We start from the raw sequence: 15,061 nt of genomic DNA, 5'->3' as shown, positions 1-15,061 counted from the left end.
TCAATGCGGCTTGCCGAGCATGGCGGTGAAGGGGAGATCGAAAATCTCCTCGCCGTCGTCGTCGCTGACATGGATCACCCAGTCGCGCCAATCCTCGTTGCTCGGCGTCAGGATCATCGACCGCATGATCTGAGAGGCACGGTCGCGCGCCTCGGTGAGATTGGAGACGGCGGTGCCGTAGCGGTCGATCAGCGTGCCCTCGGTATTGGAGCAGTGAAAATAGACCTGGACCATATGCGCCTCCTGGCGGAGCAACTAGGATGGCAAAGCGATACCACCTGAAGCCTTCGCGAAACATTCGGGTCGATTCCGGTGAGGGAATCTACGGAGATTGGTCGTCACGAAGATCGTTACAGGTTTAATCACAGGCGAGTGATGTTGGGCTGGACCGCGTTTGCGCGTCATGGAACAGGTTTTCGGCGGAAAGTCTGGGAGGCCGCCGTGAGCTATTTCACATTTGGGAGGCTGCGCGCATGTGCGTGGGCGCTTGCTGTCGTGCTCGGGCTCGGCTCGGTGGCGTCATCGGAGCCGCTCCGCCGCAGCGGCTACGCGGTCGGCACGGACACCTGCGGCAACGGCGATCTCGCTTTCCCCAGGATCCAGATCGACATGAAGGCCGGATTTTGCGCCGGGCTCGTCGCCAGCGAGGAGGATCGCCTCATGTTTCCACGGTCGATCGTCCAGGTTCCGGGCCGCGATCTGTTCGTGGTGGCCGACATGGGCGGCTGGGGCCACAGCGACGGACGGCTGCTGCTGCTCGATCCGCGCGCGCCGCAGGCCGGGCGGCTCAAGGAGCTTCTCGCGGGAATCGAATATCCGTTCGGCCTCGCGATCGGTCCGGACAAGAAGCTCTACGCCTCCACCGCCGAGACGATCTTCCGCTTCGATCCGCTCGCCGACAATCCACGCGGCACGGTCGAAACCATCATCCGTCACTTGCCCGGCCGCCGGATCAAATTGCCCGACGGCACCAGGCTCGAGGAAAGCGCGCATCCGCTCAAGCAGTTCGTCTTCGACAGGAACGGACGGCTGTTCGTCAATGTCGGCTCGCACAGCGACGACTGCATCACGCCGGCTCCGATCACAAGACCTTGCGCGGCGGCCGAGGGCGCTGCGGCCCTGGCCTCGATCTGGCTGTTCGCGCCGCCCGCGGGCGGCGTCTTCCCGGCGCTGAATCCCGGCGATCCCGATCCGCCGCACACCGTCTATGCACGCGGCCTGCGCAACTCGATGGCGCTGGCGCTGCATCCGAATTTCCCCGATGCCGGCTACGCCTTCCTGCAGGGCGAGAACAGCCGCGACCTGCCCGATATCTTCAAGCCGAACGAGGAGATCAACGCGATTGTGCAGGGCGGGCATTATGGCTGGCCCTATTGCTACGACCTGTCGACGCCGAGTCCCGAATTCAGAAGCGTGCTGCAATCCGGACCCTACAAATCGTTTTGCACGGCAGGCGCGCTCTACAAGCCGCCGCTCTCGCTGCTGCCGCCCCACGGTGCGCCGCTCGCGATGCTGTATTATCACGGCATCAAATTCCCGGAGCTGGAAAGCAAGTTGTTGGTCGGCCTGCACGGCTATCGCCCGACCGGCAGCCGCGTTCTCGTCTACGACGTCGACGATCGCGGTTTTCCCAGGCCAAGCCCGGCACCGGTGCGCTATCACGTCAGTTGTGCGGCCGAGCCGACGCGCAGCTTTCAGACCGAGGCCGGCGACGTCGCCGCCGCGCCGTTCGACGAGCTGATCGCGGGCTGGCACCGCGTCAACGGCGCGCGGCCGCAAGGCGCGCCGGTCGGCATGACGGTCGCCGAGGATGGCGCGATCTGGCTGGTCGAGGACAAGAACCGCAGCGTGATCCGCATCGACCGTGCCACGGGCGATCCGCCGCCACCGCTGCCGTGCGACACGCGCAGCGAGGCGATGATCGACCAGCTTGCAGCCTTCGTCGCCCGGGACGCGCAGAACAGCACCCGGCTGAGTACGCTGCGCAAAGGCCTTGTCGAGCGGCATTGCGTCGGCTGTCATTCGGACTTCGGCTTGAAGCCGGGACAATCGGAGGCGGAGAAGGACGGCGCTGTGCTCCGCTTCATGCTCGCGCAGGACGGCTGGATCTATCCGGGCGATCCCGCTTCCGGCAGGCTGCGCACGCGCCTGCGCGGCATCGGCGCGGAGAAGCTGATGCCGCCGGGCGGCGCGAGCCTGCCGAAGACCGAACCCGGCTATGCGCGCCTGCTCGACACCATGGACCTGCTTGTTGCGAAGATGGTTCCGGGCACGCGGATGCGAATCAAGCCCGGCCCGCCGCACCGCAAGTTCTTTGGCAAGACCGGCAAGGAATGCGGCGAAATACCGGCTGGGAAGGTCGTTGTCGTGACACAAAGCAGCGCTGTAGACAAACTCGGCTTCAGCCGATTCTTCCGGCCGGCCGACCCTTACCTGAACGGCGAGTGCACCGACGGCGATGGCTATTACATCCGGCAGGAATTTCTGGTGCCTGTGCAGTAGCGTCCTCCTCGCCGTTGCGACGGCTTCCGCGCGAGCGGAGACGAAGCTGTTCGAAAGCGTGCAGGTGACGCCCGCCGGCGAATACACCTTCGGCATCGAGGGCCCCGCGGCGGACCTCGACGGCAATCTGTTCGTGGTCAATCTCGGCAAGCCCGGCACCATCGGCAGGCTGCCTGCGGGCGGTGCGGCGTCGGAGCCGTTCACGGCGCTGCCCGAGGGCAGCATCGGCAACGCCATCCGCTTCGATCGCAGCGGCACCATGTTCATCGCCGACTACAAGAAGCACAACATCTTCGCGATCCCGAAGGGGACGACCGCGCCGGCCATCTGGTTTCACTCCGACGAGATGAACCAGCCCAACGACATCACGATCGCCCGCGACGGCACGATCTATGCGAGCGATCCGAACTGGAAGGGCAGGGAAGGCCACATCTGGCGGATTGCGAAGGCCGCCGACGGCACCGTGCAGGGACAGCCGATGACGTCACCGCGCGCGATGGGCACCACCAACGGCATCGATCTCAGCCCTGACGGCAAGACGCTCTATGTCGGCGAATCCAGCAACGGTCAGATCTGGTCCTATGCCATCAACGGCACCGAGCTGACGGCGGCAAAGCTGGTCAAGACATTCCAGCCCGACACCGTCGACGGCTTGCGTACCGATATTGCCGGCCGTCTCTATGTCGCGCGCATCCTCAAGGGCACGGTCGCGCTGCTGAAGCCCAATGGCGCGGTCGAGCGCGAGATCGCACTCAAGGCCAAGGAGCCGACCAACATCGCCTTCGGCGGCAGCGACGGAAAGACCGTCTTCGTCACTCAGCGTCAGGGCGGCTTCATCGAGTCCTTCCGCACCGACCAGGAGGGCCGCGAGCACTGCCTGCAGCGCGGGCGCTGCTAGAGCGCAATTGCCTTAGGTTGAATCGGTTGCCGCGGGTGGTTCACCTCTCCCGCTGGCGGGAGAGGTCGCGCCGTAGGCGCGGGTGAGGGCTCTCTCCTCTCGGGGATTGTCCCATTGCGGAAACACCCTCTCCCCAACCCTCTCCTGCTTGCGGGAGAGGGAGTGCACCGAACTCGCTGCAACGATCGAGCCTCGCGCGATAGGTGCGGCATTCTTCTTGCTTGCATCCTGCGGCCGCAGCGATCAAGACATCTGTGGCATCTTCAAAGCGACCACGGAGTGTTCGAGTGAAAGCCGTCCATACCGAACTGCACCGCAGCCACGATCCGCAATTCTTCCTGGTTCGCGGCGTCGTCAAGCGCACCACCGAGCAGCCGGAGCGCGCCGACCGCCTGCTCAAGGGCTTGAAGGACGGCAAGCATCAGCTGGTCGAGCCGACCATTTTCGGGCAGGGGCCTCGCGCGCGCATTCACAGCCCGGAATATCTGTCGTTCCTGAGCGAAGCCTGGGACGCCTGGACCGCGCTGGGCGATTCCGGCCCGGAGATGATCGGCAACATCCACCCGGTGCGGCATGCGGCGACCTATCCGACCCATATCGTCGGCAAGCTCGGCTGGCACACCGCCGACACCGCGGCGCCGATCGGCCCGGGCACCTGGGCCGCGGCCTGTGCCGCAACCGACGTCGCGGTCACCGCCGCGCAGATGGTGATGGACGGCGAGGACGCGGTCTATGCGCTGTGCCGTCCGCCCGGTCACCACTCCTATCGCGACATGGCCGGCGGCTTCTGCTTCCTCAACAACAGCGCGATTGCCGCGGCCCATCTGCGGCAGAAGCACGAGCGCGTCGTCATCCTCGACGTCGACGTCCATCACGGCAACGGCACGCAAGGCATCTTCTACGCGCGGCCGGACGTCTACACGGTGTCGATCCACGCCGACCCCATCGCGTATTATCCCTATGTGTGGGGCTATGCGCACGAGCGGGGCGAAGGTCCGGGCCTCGGCACCAATCTCAACATCCCGCTTCCGATCGGCACCGGCGATGACGGCTACATGCAGGCGATGGAGGTCGCAGGCAAGGCGATCGAATCCTTCGCCCCCGGCGCGCTCGTCATCGCGATCGGTCTCGATGCTTCCGAGCACGATCCGCTGAGGGGATTGGCCGTCACCACGCCGGGCTTCCGCCGTATCGGCCAGGCCATCGCCAGGATGGGCCTGCCGACCGTGTTCGTCCAGGAGGGCGGTTATCTCTCGGATATTCTGGGTGCGAACCTGACCTCGGTGCTGGCCGGGTTCGAAGAGGCGAGGTGAGGTCTCTTCACCTCGTCGGGTCGGTCGTCATGCCCGGGCTTGTCCCGGGCACGCGCCGCCGCGAGCGACGAACGCTCAATCCGCGTCAGCTCGAGACCTGTGCTTGTTTCGCTTTACCTTGATTCGAATCGTGAGTTTCCCCCGTCTTCCGGCGCGGCTATGAGTGCGGCCTGATGGCCATTTGAGCGCGCTCCATGCATTCCGTTGCCCTGCTGACTGCCAGCTACGCCAAGGATATCGAACGCTTTTCGCTGCTCAGCGAGAGCGTCGACACCTGGCTGACGGGATACACGCGGCATTATGTTCTCGTTAACGATGAGGACGTGCCGCTGTTCGCGCGCTTCGCCTCGGACAAGCGGGTCATCGTTCCGGCCTCGCGCTACCTGCCGAAATGGCTGTTCGCCCTGCCGCCGGCGCTTCAGTTCATCAGCAAGCGGCGGGTCTGGCTGTCGCTGCTGTCGTCGCCGGTGCACGGCTGGCACATCCAGCAGATCCTGAAGATCGCCGGCGTTCTCAACGCGCCCGAGCAGCGCGTCTGCATTCTGGATTCGGACAATCTGTTCTTCCGCGAATTCGACGTTGGCCAATATGCCGGCGCCGAGAAGACGCCGCTGTTCGTCACGCCGAAGGACATCGGCGCCGACCACCCGCTGCATGGGCTGTGGCTGCGGACCGTCGATCAGCTCCTCGGCATCAAGGACCGCTCCTTCCCCGCCGACGATTATGTCGGCAATGCCTTGGTCTGGGACAAGGACACCGCGCGCGCGATGACCGCCGCCATCAAATCTGCGACGGGGCTGAACTGGGTCCTGGCGCTGTGCCGGAAGAAAAAGTTCTCGGAATACCTGATGTACGGCCATTTCGTCGCGAGCTCGCCCGCGCATCTGGCCACCCACCGGGTCACCGAAGACAGCATCGCGGTCTCGCATTGGGACGACACGCCGCTCGACCGTCCCGCCATCGAAGCGATGATGCGCGCCGCTTCGCCCGATCAGGTCGCGCTCTGCATCCAGTCCTATTCCTCGACCTCGGTCGACGACATCCGCGAGGTGTTCCGCCTCTCGTCGCGCGATCGCCGGGCTCCGGGCCTTGCACCCGATCACATCGACGACGCGGCCGCCTTCGTCGCGCCGAAGACGCGCTGAATCCGGCGCCTTCAGGCGTCTTTCGTGAACTTGCTGATCACGTCCAGGAACGGCTTCGGCTTGAACTCGCCGTCGAGCGGCAGCGGGCGGTTCGGCTGCTTGTCGGCGCGGGCGAAGGTGCCGTTGATCCAGCTGTAGCGATCCGAAAGTCCCCAGGTCAGGATCGAGCGCACCGGGCCGCTGGTCGAGATCGCGGTGAGGAGATCGTCGACGCGCTTGGCGACGATGGCGTCGCGCTGCGCAGGACTTCCCGCCAGCTTCTGGTCGTCGACGTCGAGCTCGGTGACGAGCACATCCAGTCCCCATGAGCGCAGCTCGGTGACGAATTCGGCGAGGCCGTGGGTGTCGATCTCGAGCTCGGCATGCAGATGCGCTTGCAGGCCCACGGCGTGCAGCGGCACGCCCCGGTCGAGCAGGTCCATGATGAGATTGCGATAGGCGGCGCGCTTGGCGATGAACGAGTCCTTCGCCGACTCAATGTCGTATTCGTTGATCGCGAGCTTGACCGATGGATCGGCCGCGGCGGCGGTGCGGAAGGCCAGCGGAATCCAGCTCTGGCCCAGATGCTGCGTCCAGAACGTGTCGCGCCGGTCCTTCGGACTGCGGGGGTTGTCCGGGATCGGCTCGTTGACGACGTCCCACGACGTCAGCTTGTCCTTGTAATAGGAGACGACGGTGCCGATGTGGTCGACATAGGCGCGCTCGACGCCGCGTGTGTCCTTGATCTGCTTGGTCCAGTCCGGAATGTCGTGATACCAGGCGAGCGCGTGGCCGCGCATCGTCAGGTCGTTGTCGCGCGCGAAATCCAGGATCGCGTCGGCGCGCTCGAAATTGAACGTGTGGGCGTTCGGCCGCAGCATCGGCCATTTCAGCTCGAGCACCGGCACCACCTGCGTGCAATAGGTGCTGATGGCTTCGCCGAGCCTGGGATCGGCCTGCAGGTCCCAGAGCGTGGCGGCCGCGCCAAAGCCGGGGCGGCGCTGCGCAAGCTTCGACGCCGGGGCCGCGGATGCCGTTGCTCCCGCCGCCAGGGCTGCGGCGCCGCCGAGGAGGAATTCGCGTCTGTCGAGCCTGGTCACGGCGGTCCTTTTCGAGCCAACGCAGCATCGTACCAAGCGGGGAGCTGCGACGCCGGGATTTTGCCGTGTTGGGTTAACCCCTGCGGTTTGCCGGCCATGGCCGCGCATGACCGCGCCTCGGCGTTCCGGGAAGGCCAAATTTAACGCTAACGCGCGAAAGCGGCTTCTAGGCTTCATTTGCCGCCCGATCTGCGCACTTATGTGACAATCTTGAGCGATGTTGCGGCGCAGTTCGTTCGCCTCGCCAAGGTCCCATTGATTAACGGCCGCCACACTCGCAAGACCGCCCACGGTCCCGTGCTCGCATGCTGAACCGCCATTTCTCGATTTATCTCGTCGCCTACATCCTGCCCGCGGCGGTGGGCTTCTTCGCCGTCACGGCCTATACGCGGCTGCTCAGCCCGGCGGAGTACGGCGTCTATGTCGTCGGCATCAGCCTCGCCGGCATTTTGGGCGCGATCTTTTTCGCCTGGATCAAGCTGTCGGTGTCGCGCTATCAGGCGATGTCGGCGGAGGTGGATTTTCGCGGCACGGCGATGGTCGCCTTTGCCCTCACCGCGGCCGTGCTCTGCGCCACGACCCCCTTGGTCTTCCTGGCCCGCAGCGACGTCAGCGTCGAGCTGCTGCTGGCCAGCATGTTCGTTGCGATCATGGCCAATGCCGTCGATGTCGGTCAGGAGTTCGAACGCGCCAAATTGCGCCCCTACCGGTTCGCCGCGATCTCGATCGTGCGCAGCGTGTCGAGCGTCGGGTTCGGCCTGCTCGCCATCTGGCTCGGCTGGGGCGGACTGGGGCTGCTGGCCGCGTTCGGCCTGGGCTCGCTGACCGGGATCATCCTGAACCTTGTCGGCGACCGCACCAGGATCGCACGCTTCCAGCGCAGCCAGTTCGTGCAACTGGCGCGCTACGGCCTGCCGCTGACGCTGGCCGGATTGTCGGTCGCGGTCTATTCGGCCTGCGACCGGCTTATCGTCGCCTATCTGCTCGGCAAGGATGCCGCCGGCATCTTCGGCGTCGCGGCCGACCTGCCGCGCCAGTTCATGGTGATGATCGCATCCAGCGTTGCCGCTGCCACCGTGCCGCTGGTGTTCCGGTCCTTGTCCGAGAACAACAAGCAGGCGACGCGGGAGCGCTTGACCGAGAGCCTTGAGCTCCTGCTCGTCGTGGTCACGCCCGTTGCGATCTGGCTCGCGCTTGCGGCGGACCAGGTTGCCGGCACGCTCGTCGGCGTCGACTTCCGTGCCGGCGTGTCGGCACTGCTGCCGACCCTGGTGCTCGCCCGCTTGTTCGGGATCGCCAATCAGTTTTACGTGCAGATCAGCTTCCAGCTGGCCGAGCGGCCCTTCATGCTGGCGGCGCAGTCCTTCCTCACCCTGGTCGTCAGCGTGGTGCTGATGGTCGTGCTGGTCGCCGGCTACGGCATCTACGGCGCGGCGCTGGCGACGCTCGCGACCGAGGCGATCGGTTTGCTCGTCGCAATCGCCCTGATGCATCGCGCTCATCCCGTGCCATTCGATTTCAACCGGCTCGCCGGGGTCGCGGTTTCGGCCGCGGCGATGGCCGCCGCCATCCTCGTTGCGCGTTCTCAGGCCGGCGGCACCGGCCTCATCGCACTCATCATCGTCAGTCTGGCAGGCGGCCTCGCCTATGCCCTCGCGGCCTGGCTCCTCAACGTCGCCAATGTCCGGACGCTGTCGCTGCGGTTTCTGCGGAGCTTCAACCGCAAGGCGCTAGGCGTGTAGCCAAGACGTCGGCCGAGGCGGCCCGGTTCCAGGAAAGGGAACCTCGCCCGAGAGAGCAATATTGACCAGCCACGTCGGGCTCGGCGGTCCATGTTGGCGCTATCACCGCCCCGTGTCGGCAATCTACCGGTGACTGGGAGTGCTGTAACGCTCTCGCCTGATCCCGCGGTGCATCGTATGCATTTGCAATATTCCGACGCACACAGTCCTGCATCAGTCCAAGTGCCACGCTGTCGTCGATGCGGCGAATATATGAACATGATGAGGATGCCCGGCCTGTCAGCCTTCGAGATCCAGACGTTCGCGTGCGCCGGGTGCCGTCAAAGTTACTACGCCGCCGCAATTGAAGGCGATCCGATGACGTCAGCCGCGGTCTTCTGGCTCGACAGTCAAGATCTGCGGCCACCGACTTGAGCGAGCTGGAAGAGTTTGTCCACCGCGAAAACCTCAGAATCCTCAAACGGCAGATCAATCTGGAAAAAGACATCGTCCGGCGGCAATGGCTCCTGACGCGTCTGGCCGAGGAAGAGGCGACAGGCCGGGTTGCGAGCCGATAGGCGGTTGCCGGGGGACCTCAAAGGGGCGTCAACGGGAGATGTGTGGTGAGCGGATACATATTCAATAACAGGGGCATCCGCGCCGGCGTTCTGAACGGCGCGTCAATTTTCGACCTCACCGGCAAGAAAGTTTACGATCTTCGGGGGAACAATATCTACCGTCTCTCGGGCGAGTTGGTCGGCCATACGCTCGACGCATCGGGCTCCGACAAGCGCCTGGACCGCGACAGCGAAGCGCTGCTCTCCGTCGAGGAATCGCCGGAGCCTGACAGGCCCGAGAACCGCCCTGCACCGCAAAGGCAGCCATCCGCCACTTTTGCAGAAGCAATACGCCTGCGCCGGACCATCTCCGACACCCCGCCCGATCGCCCCAAGAAAGGGTGATCGTGCACTCCCGAGGTTTTCACGGACCTCGCGCAGCGGCAGGCGACGATGCCCGATGCGGAGCCAGTCAATTGGAAATCTTCAATTGGAAATCTATTGCAGCGGCGACCGCACCCTGGTCGCGGCGTCGTAGACCCGGATTTGCAGCATCGGGAACCTGTTGAGCAGCTCGGCGCCGGCTGCTCGGGCTGCCGTTTCGCTTTCATAGCGGGTCTTGAAGTGGCCATCGACGACAAGTGTGAAGCCGTCGGCCGGTGCTACGTCAGCCCTTTGAATCGTTCTCGGCTCGATCTCTTCGACTTGAATGGTTGGCTTTTTCATCGGGTACTCTCAATCGTTGCAGGAGACGGCTCGAGGCGCACTTGCCTCCAACTGTCTCAGTCGTCCCTCACGATCTCAGGCTTGTCGTACAAGACCGCGTTCAGGAGGGAAGTGTGGACCTCGATCTTGCCGTTGTAGGTGATAAAGCCGAGCTTGCGAAACTTGTTCATGAAAAAGCTGACGCGGGATCGGGTTGTCCCGATCATCTCCGCAAGCGTCTCCTGGCTTACCTTTGCCGAGATTGGCTGAGTGGCGCCGTCCTTGCCGAAATTCGCCAGCAGCAGCAGAAGACGCGCCAGCCGCTTCTCGCTCGAATTGAACAATTGGTCGATCAGGTCTTCTTCGATGCGGCTGTTTCGACTGAGCAGATACCCCATGAACAACTCGGAAAACTTCGATTCGGCCTTGAGTGCGACGAGCATCGCTGGTTTCGTAATGGACGTGATCACGCATTGCTCCATCGCCACCGTCGTCGAAATCCGCAAGGGATGGCCGTTCAGGCAGCCCTCACCGAAGAATTGTCCGGGCTCCATGATTCCGACCACCGCCTCCTTGCCCTGCTCGGAAACGACGAGAACCTTGATCCTCCCCTTTTGAATGTAGAAAACGGTATCGGCAGCGTCGCCTTGCGAGAACACGACCTGGTTCTTGTCGAACTTCAATATGGCTTTGCCCTCGCCGACCTTGGCGAGAAAGAGCTTTGGATCGAACGCACCCTTCGGCGCTTTTGGCATGACGTCGCGCAACCTCATGGAGAGAGCTTCAGTCTAGCAGGGCCTGGCGGGGCACGTCAGGCAAATCTTGCTTCGCCTCCGGCCACCTCCTGATCCCGACCAGGCAATTTTGCGGCGGTTTCGGCCGGCTCGCCTGCGCTCAATGCCGTACGACGGTCTGATGCCGATCCTTCATGAGGGCGGCGTCGAGCTCCGTCTGGCTGATCGCGTAGGACTGGATCGGGGGTTGGGAGGCAGGCCTCGCGGGCGTTTGCAACAGCGTCGCCACGCGCCGATAGGCGATCCTCGACAACCCTTCAATCTGTTCGTCGTCGGTGAGGACGACATATTCACCGGCGGGCTGGGCGTGCTCCAGCCCCTGAAGGACGAAGGGATTGGCGAACGAAACGATGGTCCGCGTTGTTCTGATGGTCAAGATGAGATCTCCTGGACGAACCTACAGAGGTGTCGGCCGCACCATTTGCTGACGCGGCTTATCGTGCCGGTCGCGGGACGGCCATTAGAGACCCTAACGGTTGGCTTGCCTGGCTGCAGAGCAGAATTGCTCAGCTTTGAAGGAATCGTCCGCAATTGATAGTGAGCCGCGCCGACGGTGCGGTGTGGCCAGTCTTGATCATCGGGCTGGTCCGCGGACGAAGCAGCCGGGGTGGAAGCTGGAGCGGCGTTTGGCGCAAGCGCCGGTAGGCGCGCATCGCAGAATATGCCTGGAACGAACGTCGTCGGGGTGACTTGGTCATGGCGACCGGATGTGATGCCCACTCATCATATCCGATGAATGGCGGCCCTGGTTCGCACCCCCGTGCTGGGGCCGCTTCGCGTTCCCGTTTAGCTGCTTTTTGGTTGACTCATCGGATCGCCCGTCAATTTGTGGACGTTCCCGCACTTGGAGCATTCGAAGATTCGCAGATCGGAGCCGTCGCGACTTGCTCCGACGTGAATCAGCATCATGCGGCTCTGGCAGGCCGCGCAGAGTGGCCGTGGTATCGGAATCAAAGTCGGTTCTGGACGACCATAAACCTCGGACATATGAAGCTACTCCTCATATGGCGGGGTATGCTGGACCCGAAGCCGCCGCCGATGACGGCCGATTCGCTGGCCGCGCAGCGGTAAGCATGCAGCGTTCGTCCGTCAGCCTCTGTTCAATATTGCTCACATTGTCAAATCGCCAGCCGGCGAAGGCGTCCGATCCAACCTTTCCGATCCCGATCCCGATCCCGACGCGCCTTGCCGGCGAGCCAAATCCGGCGGGAAGGCGGTTACCGGTGTGAGCAATATTGCTCAGCAGGCAATCCGGGCGCGGATCAGTATGAGCGCGTGCGGGGGCGGCCTCAGAACTGCTGCCGAAGGCGTCAGGGCGATCGCAATACGTCTTCGGCGGACATCGGGAGCAGACCGGAAATGACCCAGGGAATGCCGGAGATCCGCGCATCGGCGCAGTTGCTCGCGCAATATCGCGAGCCCGACACTGCGCGCGGTGCTCTCGAATTGGTGATCACGGCGGTTCCGCTCTGCGTCATCTGGGCTCTGATCTGGCTCGCTCTTGACCAAGGCTATTGGTTCGCCGTGCTGCTCGAGGTCCCTGCGGCGGGCTTGCTGGTCCGTCTGTTCATGATCCAGCATGATTGCGGACATGGCTCCTTCTTCCGCGGCCGGGCTGCGAACGATTGGGTCGGCCGAGCCATCGGGGTGGTGACACTGACACCATACGATTACTGGCGGCATAACCATGCCGGCCATCATGCGAACTCCGGCAATCTCGATCACCGCGGCCTGGGGGACATCGATACCTTGACGGTGCGCGAGTTTCGCGACCGGTCGCGATGGCGTCGGGTGCTGTACCGTTTGTATCGGCATCCCATCGTGATGTTTGGCGTCGGTCCCGCCTATTTGTTCATCTTGAAGCATCGATTGCCGATCGGGCTGATGCGCGGCGGCTGGACCCCCTGGCTGAGTACGATGGGCACGAACGCCGCGATCGCGATTCTCGTCGCCGCGATGATTCAGCTGGTCGGCTATGGGCCATTCCTGCTGATCCACCTGCCGATCGTCGTTCTGGCGGCGTCGATCGGTGTCTGGCTGTTCTACGTCCAGCACCAGTTCGAGCGCACCTACTGGTCCCATGACGAGACCTGGAATTTTCACGAGGCCGCACTGCACGGCAGCTCGCATTACCAATTGCCGGGTGTCTTGCGGTGGTTCACGGCAAATATCGGCGTCCACCACATCCATCATTTGTGCAGTCGAATTCCCTGTTATCGTCTGCCGGACGTGCTACGGGACCATCCGCAGCTCGCCGCCGTCGGACGGATCACGCTGGTCCAGAGCCTGCGGACCGTGCGGCTGACCTTGTGGGACGAGGAGCGGCTGCAACTCGTTTCCTTTGGAGAGGCTGCCTTCACCTCAACCGCCTCGCCGATGCCGGCGCGCCTCGCGGCGAGCCGCTGAAGGCGTGAATGTCGCACCGCGGTGGCGTTGATTGCCGGGGTTCGGCGCAAGGCACTGGGCGTTTAGCCACCATTCCCGATCAAAAGCCTGTCGGTCCAAAGGAGATGGGCCGTTCTTGCCGCACGCGTCCATTTCCGCAGCGAGGACAAGAACCAGCGGATCCGACCCTACAGAGCGGACATTTCGCCGCAGCGACAGACCGCCAGCCTCGGACGCAAGCCACCCTTCCGCCAGCGCAAGCCGTCGTATATGAGAGATTTGTTGCCGAAGCGGGCCGAATATCGCCACTAACGGAACGTATGGCAGCCGCGATTTCTTAATCCAATGATCGCAATCTGACACGTAATCGACATGAGCGCGGACTGGCATTTCGACCGGGGAATGGCATGAGAGACCGACTGACGACGGCGCAATCCACCTCGGCAATGCGAAGTTGGGCCCCCGGCATTGCGGCCTTGGCGGCGGTGGCCGTGCTTGCGACGGTCGCGCCGGCGACCGCGGCCAAGCAGGCGCGCCAGGCGGCCGAGGCGGTGGCGCCGCGCCAGGCTGGCGACCCGATCATGGCGATCGTCTCGATCAAGAGCCAGCAGGTCACTTTCTACGATGCCGATGGCTGGATCGTGCGCGCGCCGGTGTCGACCGGCACCACGGGACGCGAGACGCCGGCCGGCGTCTTCGCCATCCTCGAGAAGAACCGGGAGCATCGCTCGAGCCTGTATGACGATGCCTGGATGCCGCATATGCAGCGCATTACCTGGAACGGGATTGCGCTGCATGGCGGACCGCTGCCCGGCTATGCCGCCTCGCACGGCTGCGTGCGGATGCCGTTCGGCTTTGCCGAGAATGTGTTCGACAAGACCTATATCGGCATGCGCGTGATCGTCTCACCGCACGACACGGTCCCGACTGAGATCTCTCATCCCTCGCTGTTCGTGCCGAAGCCGGAGGCCATCGCGGCAGCGCCCCGCCAGGCCGACAAGCTCGCCGTCGAGGCGGAGGAGGCGACAAGGGCTGCGGACGAGGCCAAGAAGGCTGCTTCCGTCGCCGCGAAGGAGGCAGCCTCGCTCCCCGCCGCGCTGCGCAAGCTGGAACAGCAGAAAGCCCGCGCGGATGCCGAGCTCGCCTTCGCCGACAAGACGCTCGCGAACGCCAGGAACGATCAGGCCCGCGCCAAGGCCGAGGAGCTGACGCAGAAGGCGGCAGCCAAGGCCGCCGACGCGGCGACGCAGCTCGATGCCGCCAAGGCCGCCGCGCAGCCGAAGCGCGATGCCGTGGCCGCGACGAAGGAGGCCGCCAAGGCCGCTGCGGCCAGAAAGGCTGAGGCCGTCAAGGCCGCGACCGACGCAAAGCTCGCAAGCGAGCCGGTCTCGGTCTATATCAGCCGCGCCACGCAGAAGCTCTACGTGCGGCGAAACACGCACAAGCCAGCGCCCGACGGCGGCGGCGAGGTGTTCGACACCAGCATCGAGGTGCCCGTCACGATCCGCAACCCCGAGCAACCGATCGGCACGCACATCTTCACGGCGATGGCGAAGACCGATGCGGGCCTGCGCTGGAGCGTGGTCACGATCGAGAACGGCGACGAGGCACGCAACGCCCTCGACCGCATCACCATCCCGCAGGACGTGTGGGATCGCATCGGGCCGACCGCCTTGCCGCGCTCCTCGATCGTCATCTCCGACGAGCCGCTGAGCAGCGAGACCAATTACCGCACCGAGTTCGTCGCGGTGCTCAGCAACGAGCCGCAGGGCGGCTTCATCACCCGCAAGCCGACTGCGCCTGCCATGATCGCGAGCGACGACGGCTGGGACAACGGCTTTGGCTTCTTCTTCCAGCAGCGCGATCCCTACGTCCAGCAAGGCAATCCGCGCCGCCGCAGCCAGTATCAGTATTATCAGCCGGCGCAGCCGATGCAGCGCGGCTTTTGGTAGGAAAGCCGGG

At 64.2% G+C, this 15,061-nt stretch carries 14 protein-coding genes; 9 read left to right on the top strand and 5 right to left on the bottom strand.

Annotated elements, in window-relative coordinates:
- On the bottom strand, nt 1-234 hold the full coding sequence (locus tag WI560_RS26395) for a DUF6894 family protein (RefSeq protein ID WP_094895205.1): 234 nt from the start codon (nt 232-234) through the stop codon (nt 1-3).
- Between the two features lie 207 nt (nt 235-441).
- Here WI560_RS26395 and WI560_RS26390 point away from each other — a divergent pair, with 207 nt between their 5' ends.
- From WI560_RS26390 to WI560_RS26375, 4 genes are all read left to right on the top strand, one after another.
- A complete protein-coding gene (locus tag WI560_RS26390; RefSeq protein ID WP_375305543.1) occupies nt 442-2,502 on the top strand; it encodes a PQQ-dependent sugar dehydrogenase in 2,061 nt (686 codons plus the stop codon).
- Nucleotides 2,459-3,400, top strand: a complete 942-nt coding sequence (locus WI560_RS26385; RefSeq protein ID WP_375305542.1) for an SMP-30/gluconolactonase/LRE family protein — start codon at nt 2,459-2,461, stop codon at nt 3,398-3,400. Before WI560_RS26390 ends, WI560_RS26385 begins: the two co-directional genes overlap by 44 nt.
- A gap of 287 nt (nt 3,401-3,687) precedes the next feature.
- Nucleotides 3,688-4,713 (top strand): histone deacetylase family protein, encoded by a 1,026-nt coding sequence (locus WI560_RS26380; RefSeq protein ID WP_375305541.1) that lies wholly within the window; start codon nt 3,688-3,690, stop codon nt 4,711-4,713.
- 194 nt (nt 4,714-4,907) lie between these two features.
- The gene (locus tag WI560_RS26375) at nt 4,908-5,858 is read left to right on the top strand and encodes a DUF6492 family protein (protein WP_375305540.1); all 951 of its coding nucleotides are present in this window, start codon (nt 4,908-4,910) and stop codon (nt 5,856-5,858) included.
- 11 nt (nt 5,859-5,869) lie between these two features.
- Here WI560_RS26375 and WI560_RS26370 read toward each other — a convergent pair whose 3' ends face one another.
- On the bottom strand, nt 5,870-6,937 hold the full coding sequence (locus tag WI560_RS26370) for an endo-1,4-beta-xylanase (protein ID WP_257195808.1): 1,068 nt from the start codon (nt 6,935-6,937) through the stop codon (nt 5,870-5,872).
- Between the two features lie 305 nt (nt 6,938-7,242).
- On the opposite strand from WI560_RS26370, the gene WI560_RS26365 reads away from it, so the two are divergent.
- The 3 genes from WI560_RS26365 to WI560_RS26355 all read left to right on the top strand — a co-directional run bounded on the left by WI560_RS26365 (nt 7,243) and on the right by WI560_RS26355 (nt 9,620).
- The gene (locus WI560_RS26365; protein WP_375305539.1) at nt 7,243-8,679 is read left to right on the top strand and encodes a lipopolysaccharide biosynthesis protein; all 1,437 of its coding nucleotides are present in this window, start codon (nt 7,243-7,245) and stop codon (nt 8,677-8,679) included.
- A 410-nt stretch (nt 8,680-9,089) separates the two neighbouring features.
- Nucleotides 9,090-9,236 (top strand): hypothetical protein, encoded by a 147-nt coding sequence (locus tag WI560_RS26360; RefSeq protein WP_375305538.1) that lies wholly within the window; start codon nt 9,090-9,092, stop codon nt 9,234-9,236.
- A 45-nt stretch (nt 9,237-9,281) separates the two neighbouring features.
- Nucleotides 9,282-9,620 carry a hypothetical protein gene (locus tag WI560_RS26355; RefSeq protein ID WP_375305537.1) on the top strand — a complete coding sequence of 113 codons (339 nt, stop codon included), beginning with the start codon at nt 9,282-9,284 and terminating at the stop codon, nt 9,618-9,620.
- A gap of 93 nt (nt 9,621-9,713) precedes the next feature.
- Here the strand turns inward: WI560_RS26355 and WI560_RS26350 are convergent, their stop codons facing one another.
- From WI560_RS26350 to WI560_RS26340, 3 genes are all read right to left on the bottom strand, one after another.
- Nucleotides 9,714-9,941: a hypothetical protein gene (locus WI560_RS26350; protein ID WP_375305536.1), complete on the bottom strand. Its 228-nt coding sequence runs from the start codon at nt 9,939-9,941 to the stop codon at nt 9,714-9,716.
- 56 nt (nt 9,942-9,997) lie between these two features.
- A complete protein-coding gene (locus WI560_RS26345) occupies nt 9,998-10,675 on the bottom strand; it encodes a Crp/Fnr family transcriptional regulator (RefSeq protein ID WP_375308915.1) in 678 nt (225 codons plus the stop codon).
- A 139-nt stretch (nt 10,676-10,814) separates the two neighbouring features.
- On the bottom strand, nt 10,815-11,090 hold the full coding sequence (locus WI560_RS26340; RefSeq protein ID WP_375305535.1) for a hypothetical protein: 276 nt from the start codon (nt 11,088-11,090) through the stop codon (nt 10,815-10,817).
- Nucleotides 11,091-12,073: 983 nt separating this feature from the next.
- Here WI560_RS26340 and WI560_RS26335 point away from each other — a divergent pair.
- The gene (locus WI560_RS26335; RefSeq protein ID WP_375308914.1) at nt 12,074-13,120 is read left to right on the top strand and encodes a fatty acid desaturase; all 1,047 of its coding nucleotides are present in this window, start codon (nt 12,074-12,076) and stop codon (nt 13,118-13,120) included.
- A 386-nt stretch (nt 13,121-13,506) separates the two neighbouring features.
- Complete coding sequence (locus WI560_RS26330; RefSeq protein WP_375305534.1) at nt 13,507-15,051, top strand: L,D-transpeptidase; 1,545 nt, start codon at nt 13,507-13,509, stop codon at nt 15,049-15,051.
- The last annotated feature ends 10 nt before the right edge of the window (nt 15,052-15,061 follow it).

The sequence above is a fragment of the Bradyrhizobium sp. A11 genome (genome assembly GCF_042077125.1).
Lineage (GTDB): Bacteria > Pseudomonadota > Alphaproteobacteria > Rhizobiales > Xanthobacteraceae > Bradyrhizobium > Bradyrhizobium japonicum_B.
The sequence above is the reverse complement of the archived record's forward strand: the minus strand, read 5'-3'. Positions and strand labels throughout refer to the sequence as shown.

What these genes read in the sequence shown, in the direction of transcription:
- WI560_RS26395 (WP_094895205.1), bottom strand. Translation starts at nt 234, where the DNA reads ATGGTCCAGGTCTATTTTCACTGCTCCAATACCGAGGGCACGCTGATC.
- WI560_RS26385 (WP_375305542.1), top strand. Translation starts at nt 2,459, where the DNA reads ATGGCTATTACATCCGGCAGGAATTTCTGGTGCCTGTGCAGTAGCGTC.
- WI560_RS26375 (WP_375305540.1), top strand. Translation starts at nt 4,908, where the DNA reads ATGCATTCCGTTGCCCTGCTGACTGCCAGCTACGCCAAGGATATCGAA.
- WI560_RS26365 (WP_375305539.1), top strand. Translation starts at nt 7,243, where the DNA reads ATGCTGAACCGCCATTTCTCGATTTATCTCGTCGCCTACATCCTGCCC.
- WI560_RS26350 (WP_375305536.1), bottom strand. Translation starts at nt 9,941, where the DNA reads ATGAAAAAGCCAACCATTCAAGTCGAAGAGATCGAGCCGAGAACGATT.
- WI560_RS26345 (WP_375308915.1), bottom strand. Translation starts at nt 10,675, where the DNA reads ATGCCAAAAGCGCCGAAGGGTGCGTTCGATCCAAAGCTCTTTCTCGCC.
- WI560_RS26335 (WP_375308914.1), top strand. Translation starts at nt 12,074, where the DNA reads ATGACCCAGGGAATGCCGGAGATCCGCGCATCGGCGCAGTTGCTCGCG.
- WI560_RS26330 (WP_375305534.1), top strand. Translation starts at nt 13,507, where the DNA reads ATGAGAGACCGACTGACGACGGCGCAATCCACCTCGGCAATGCGAAGT.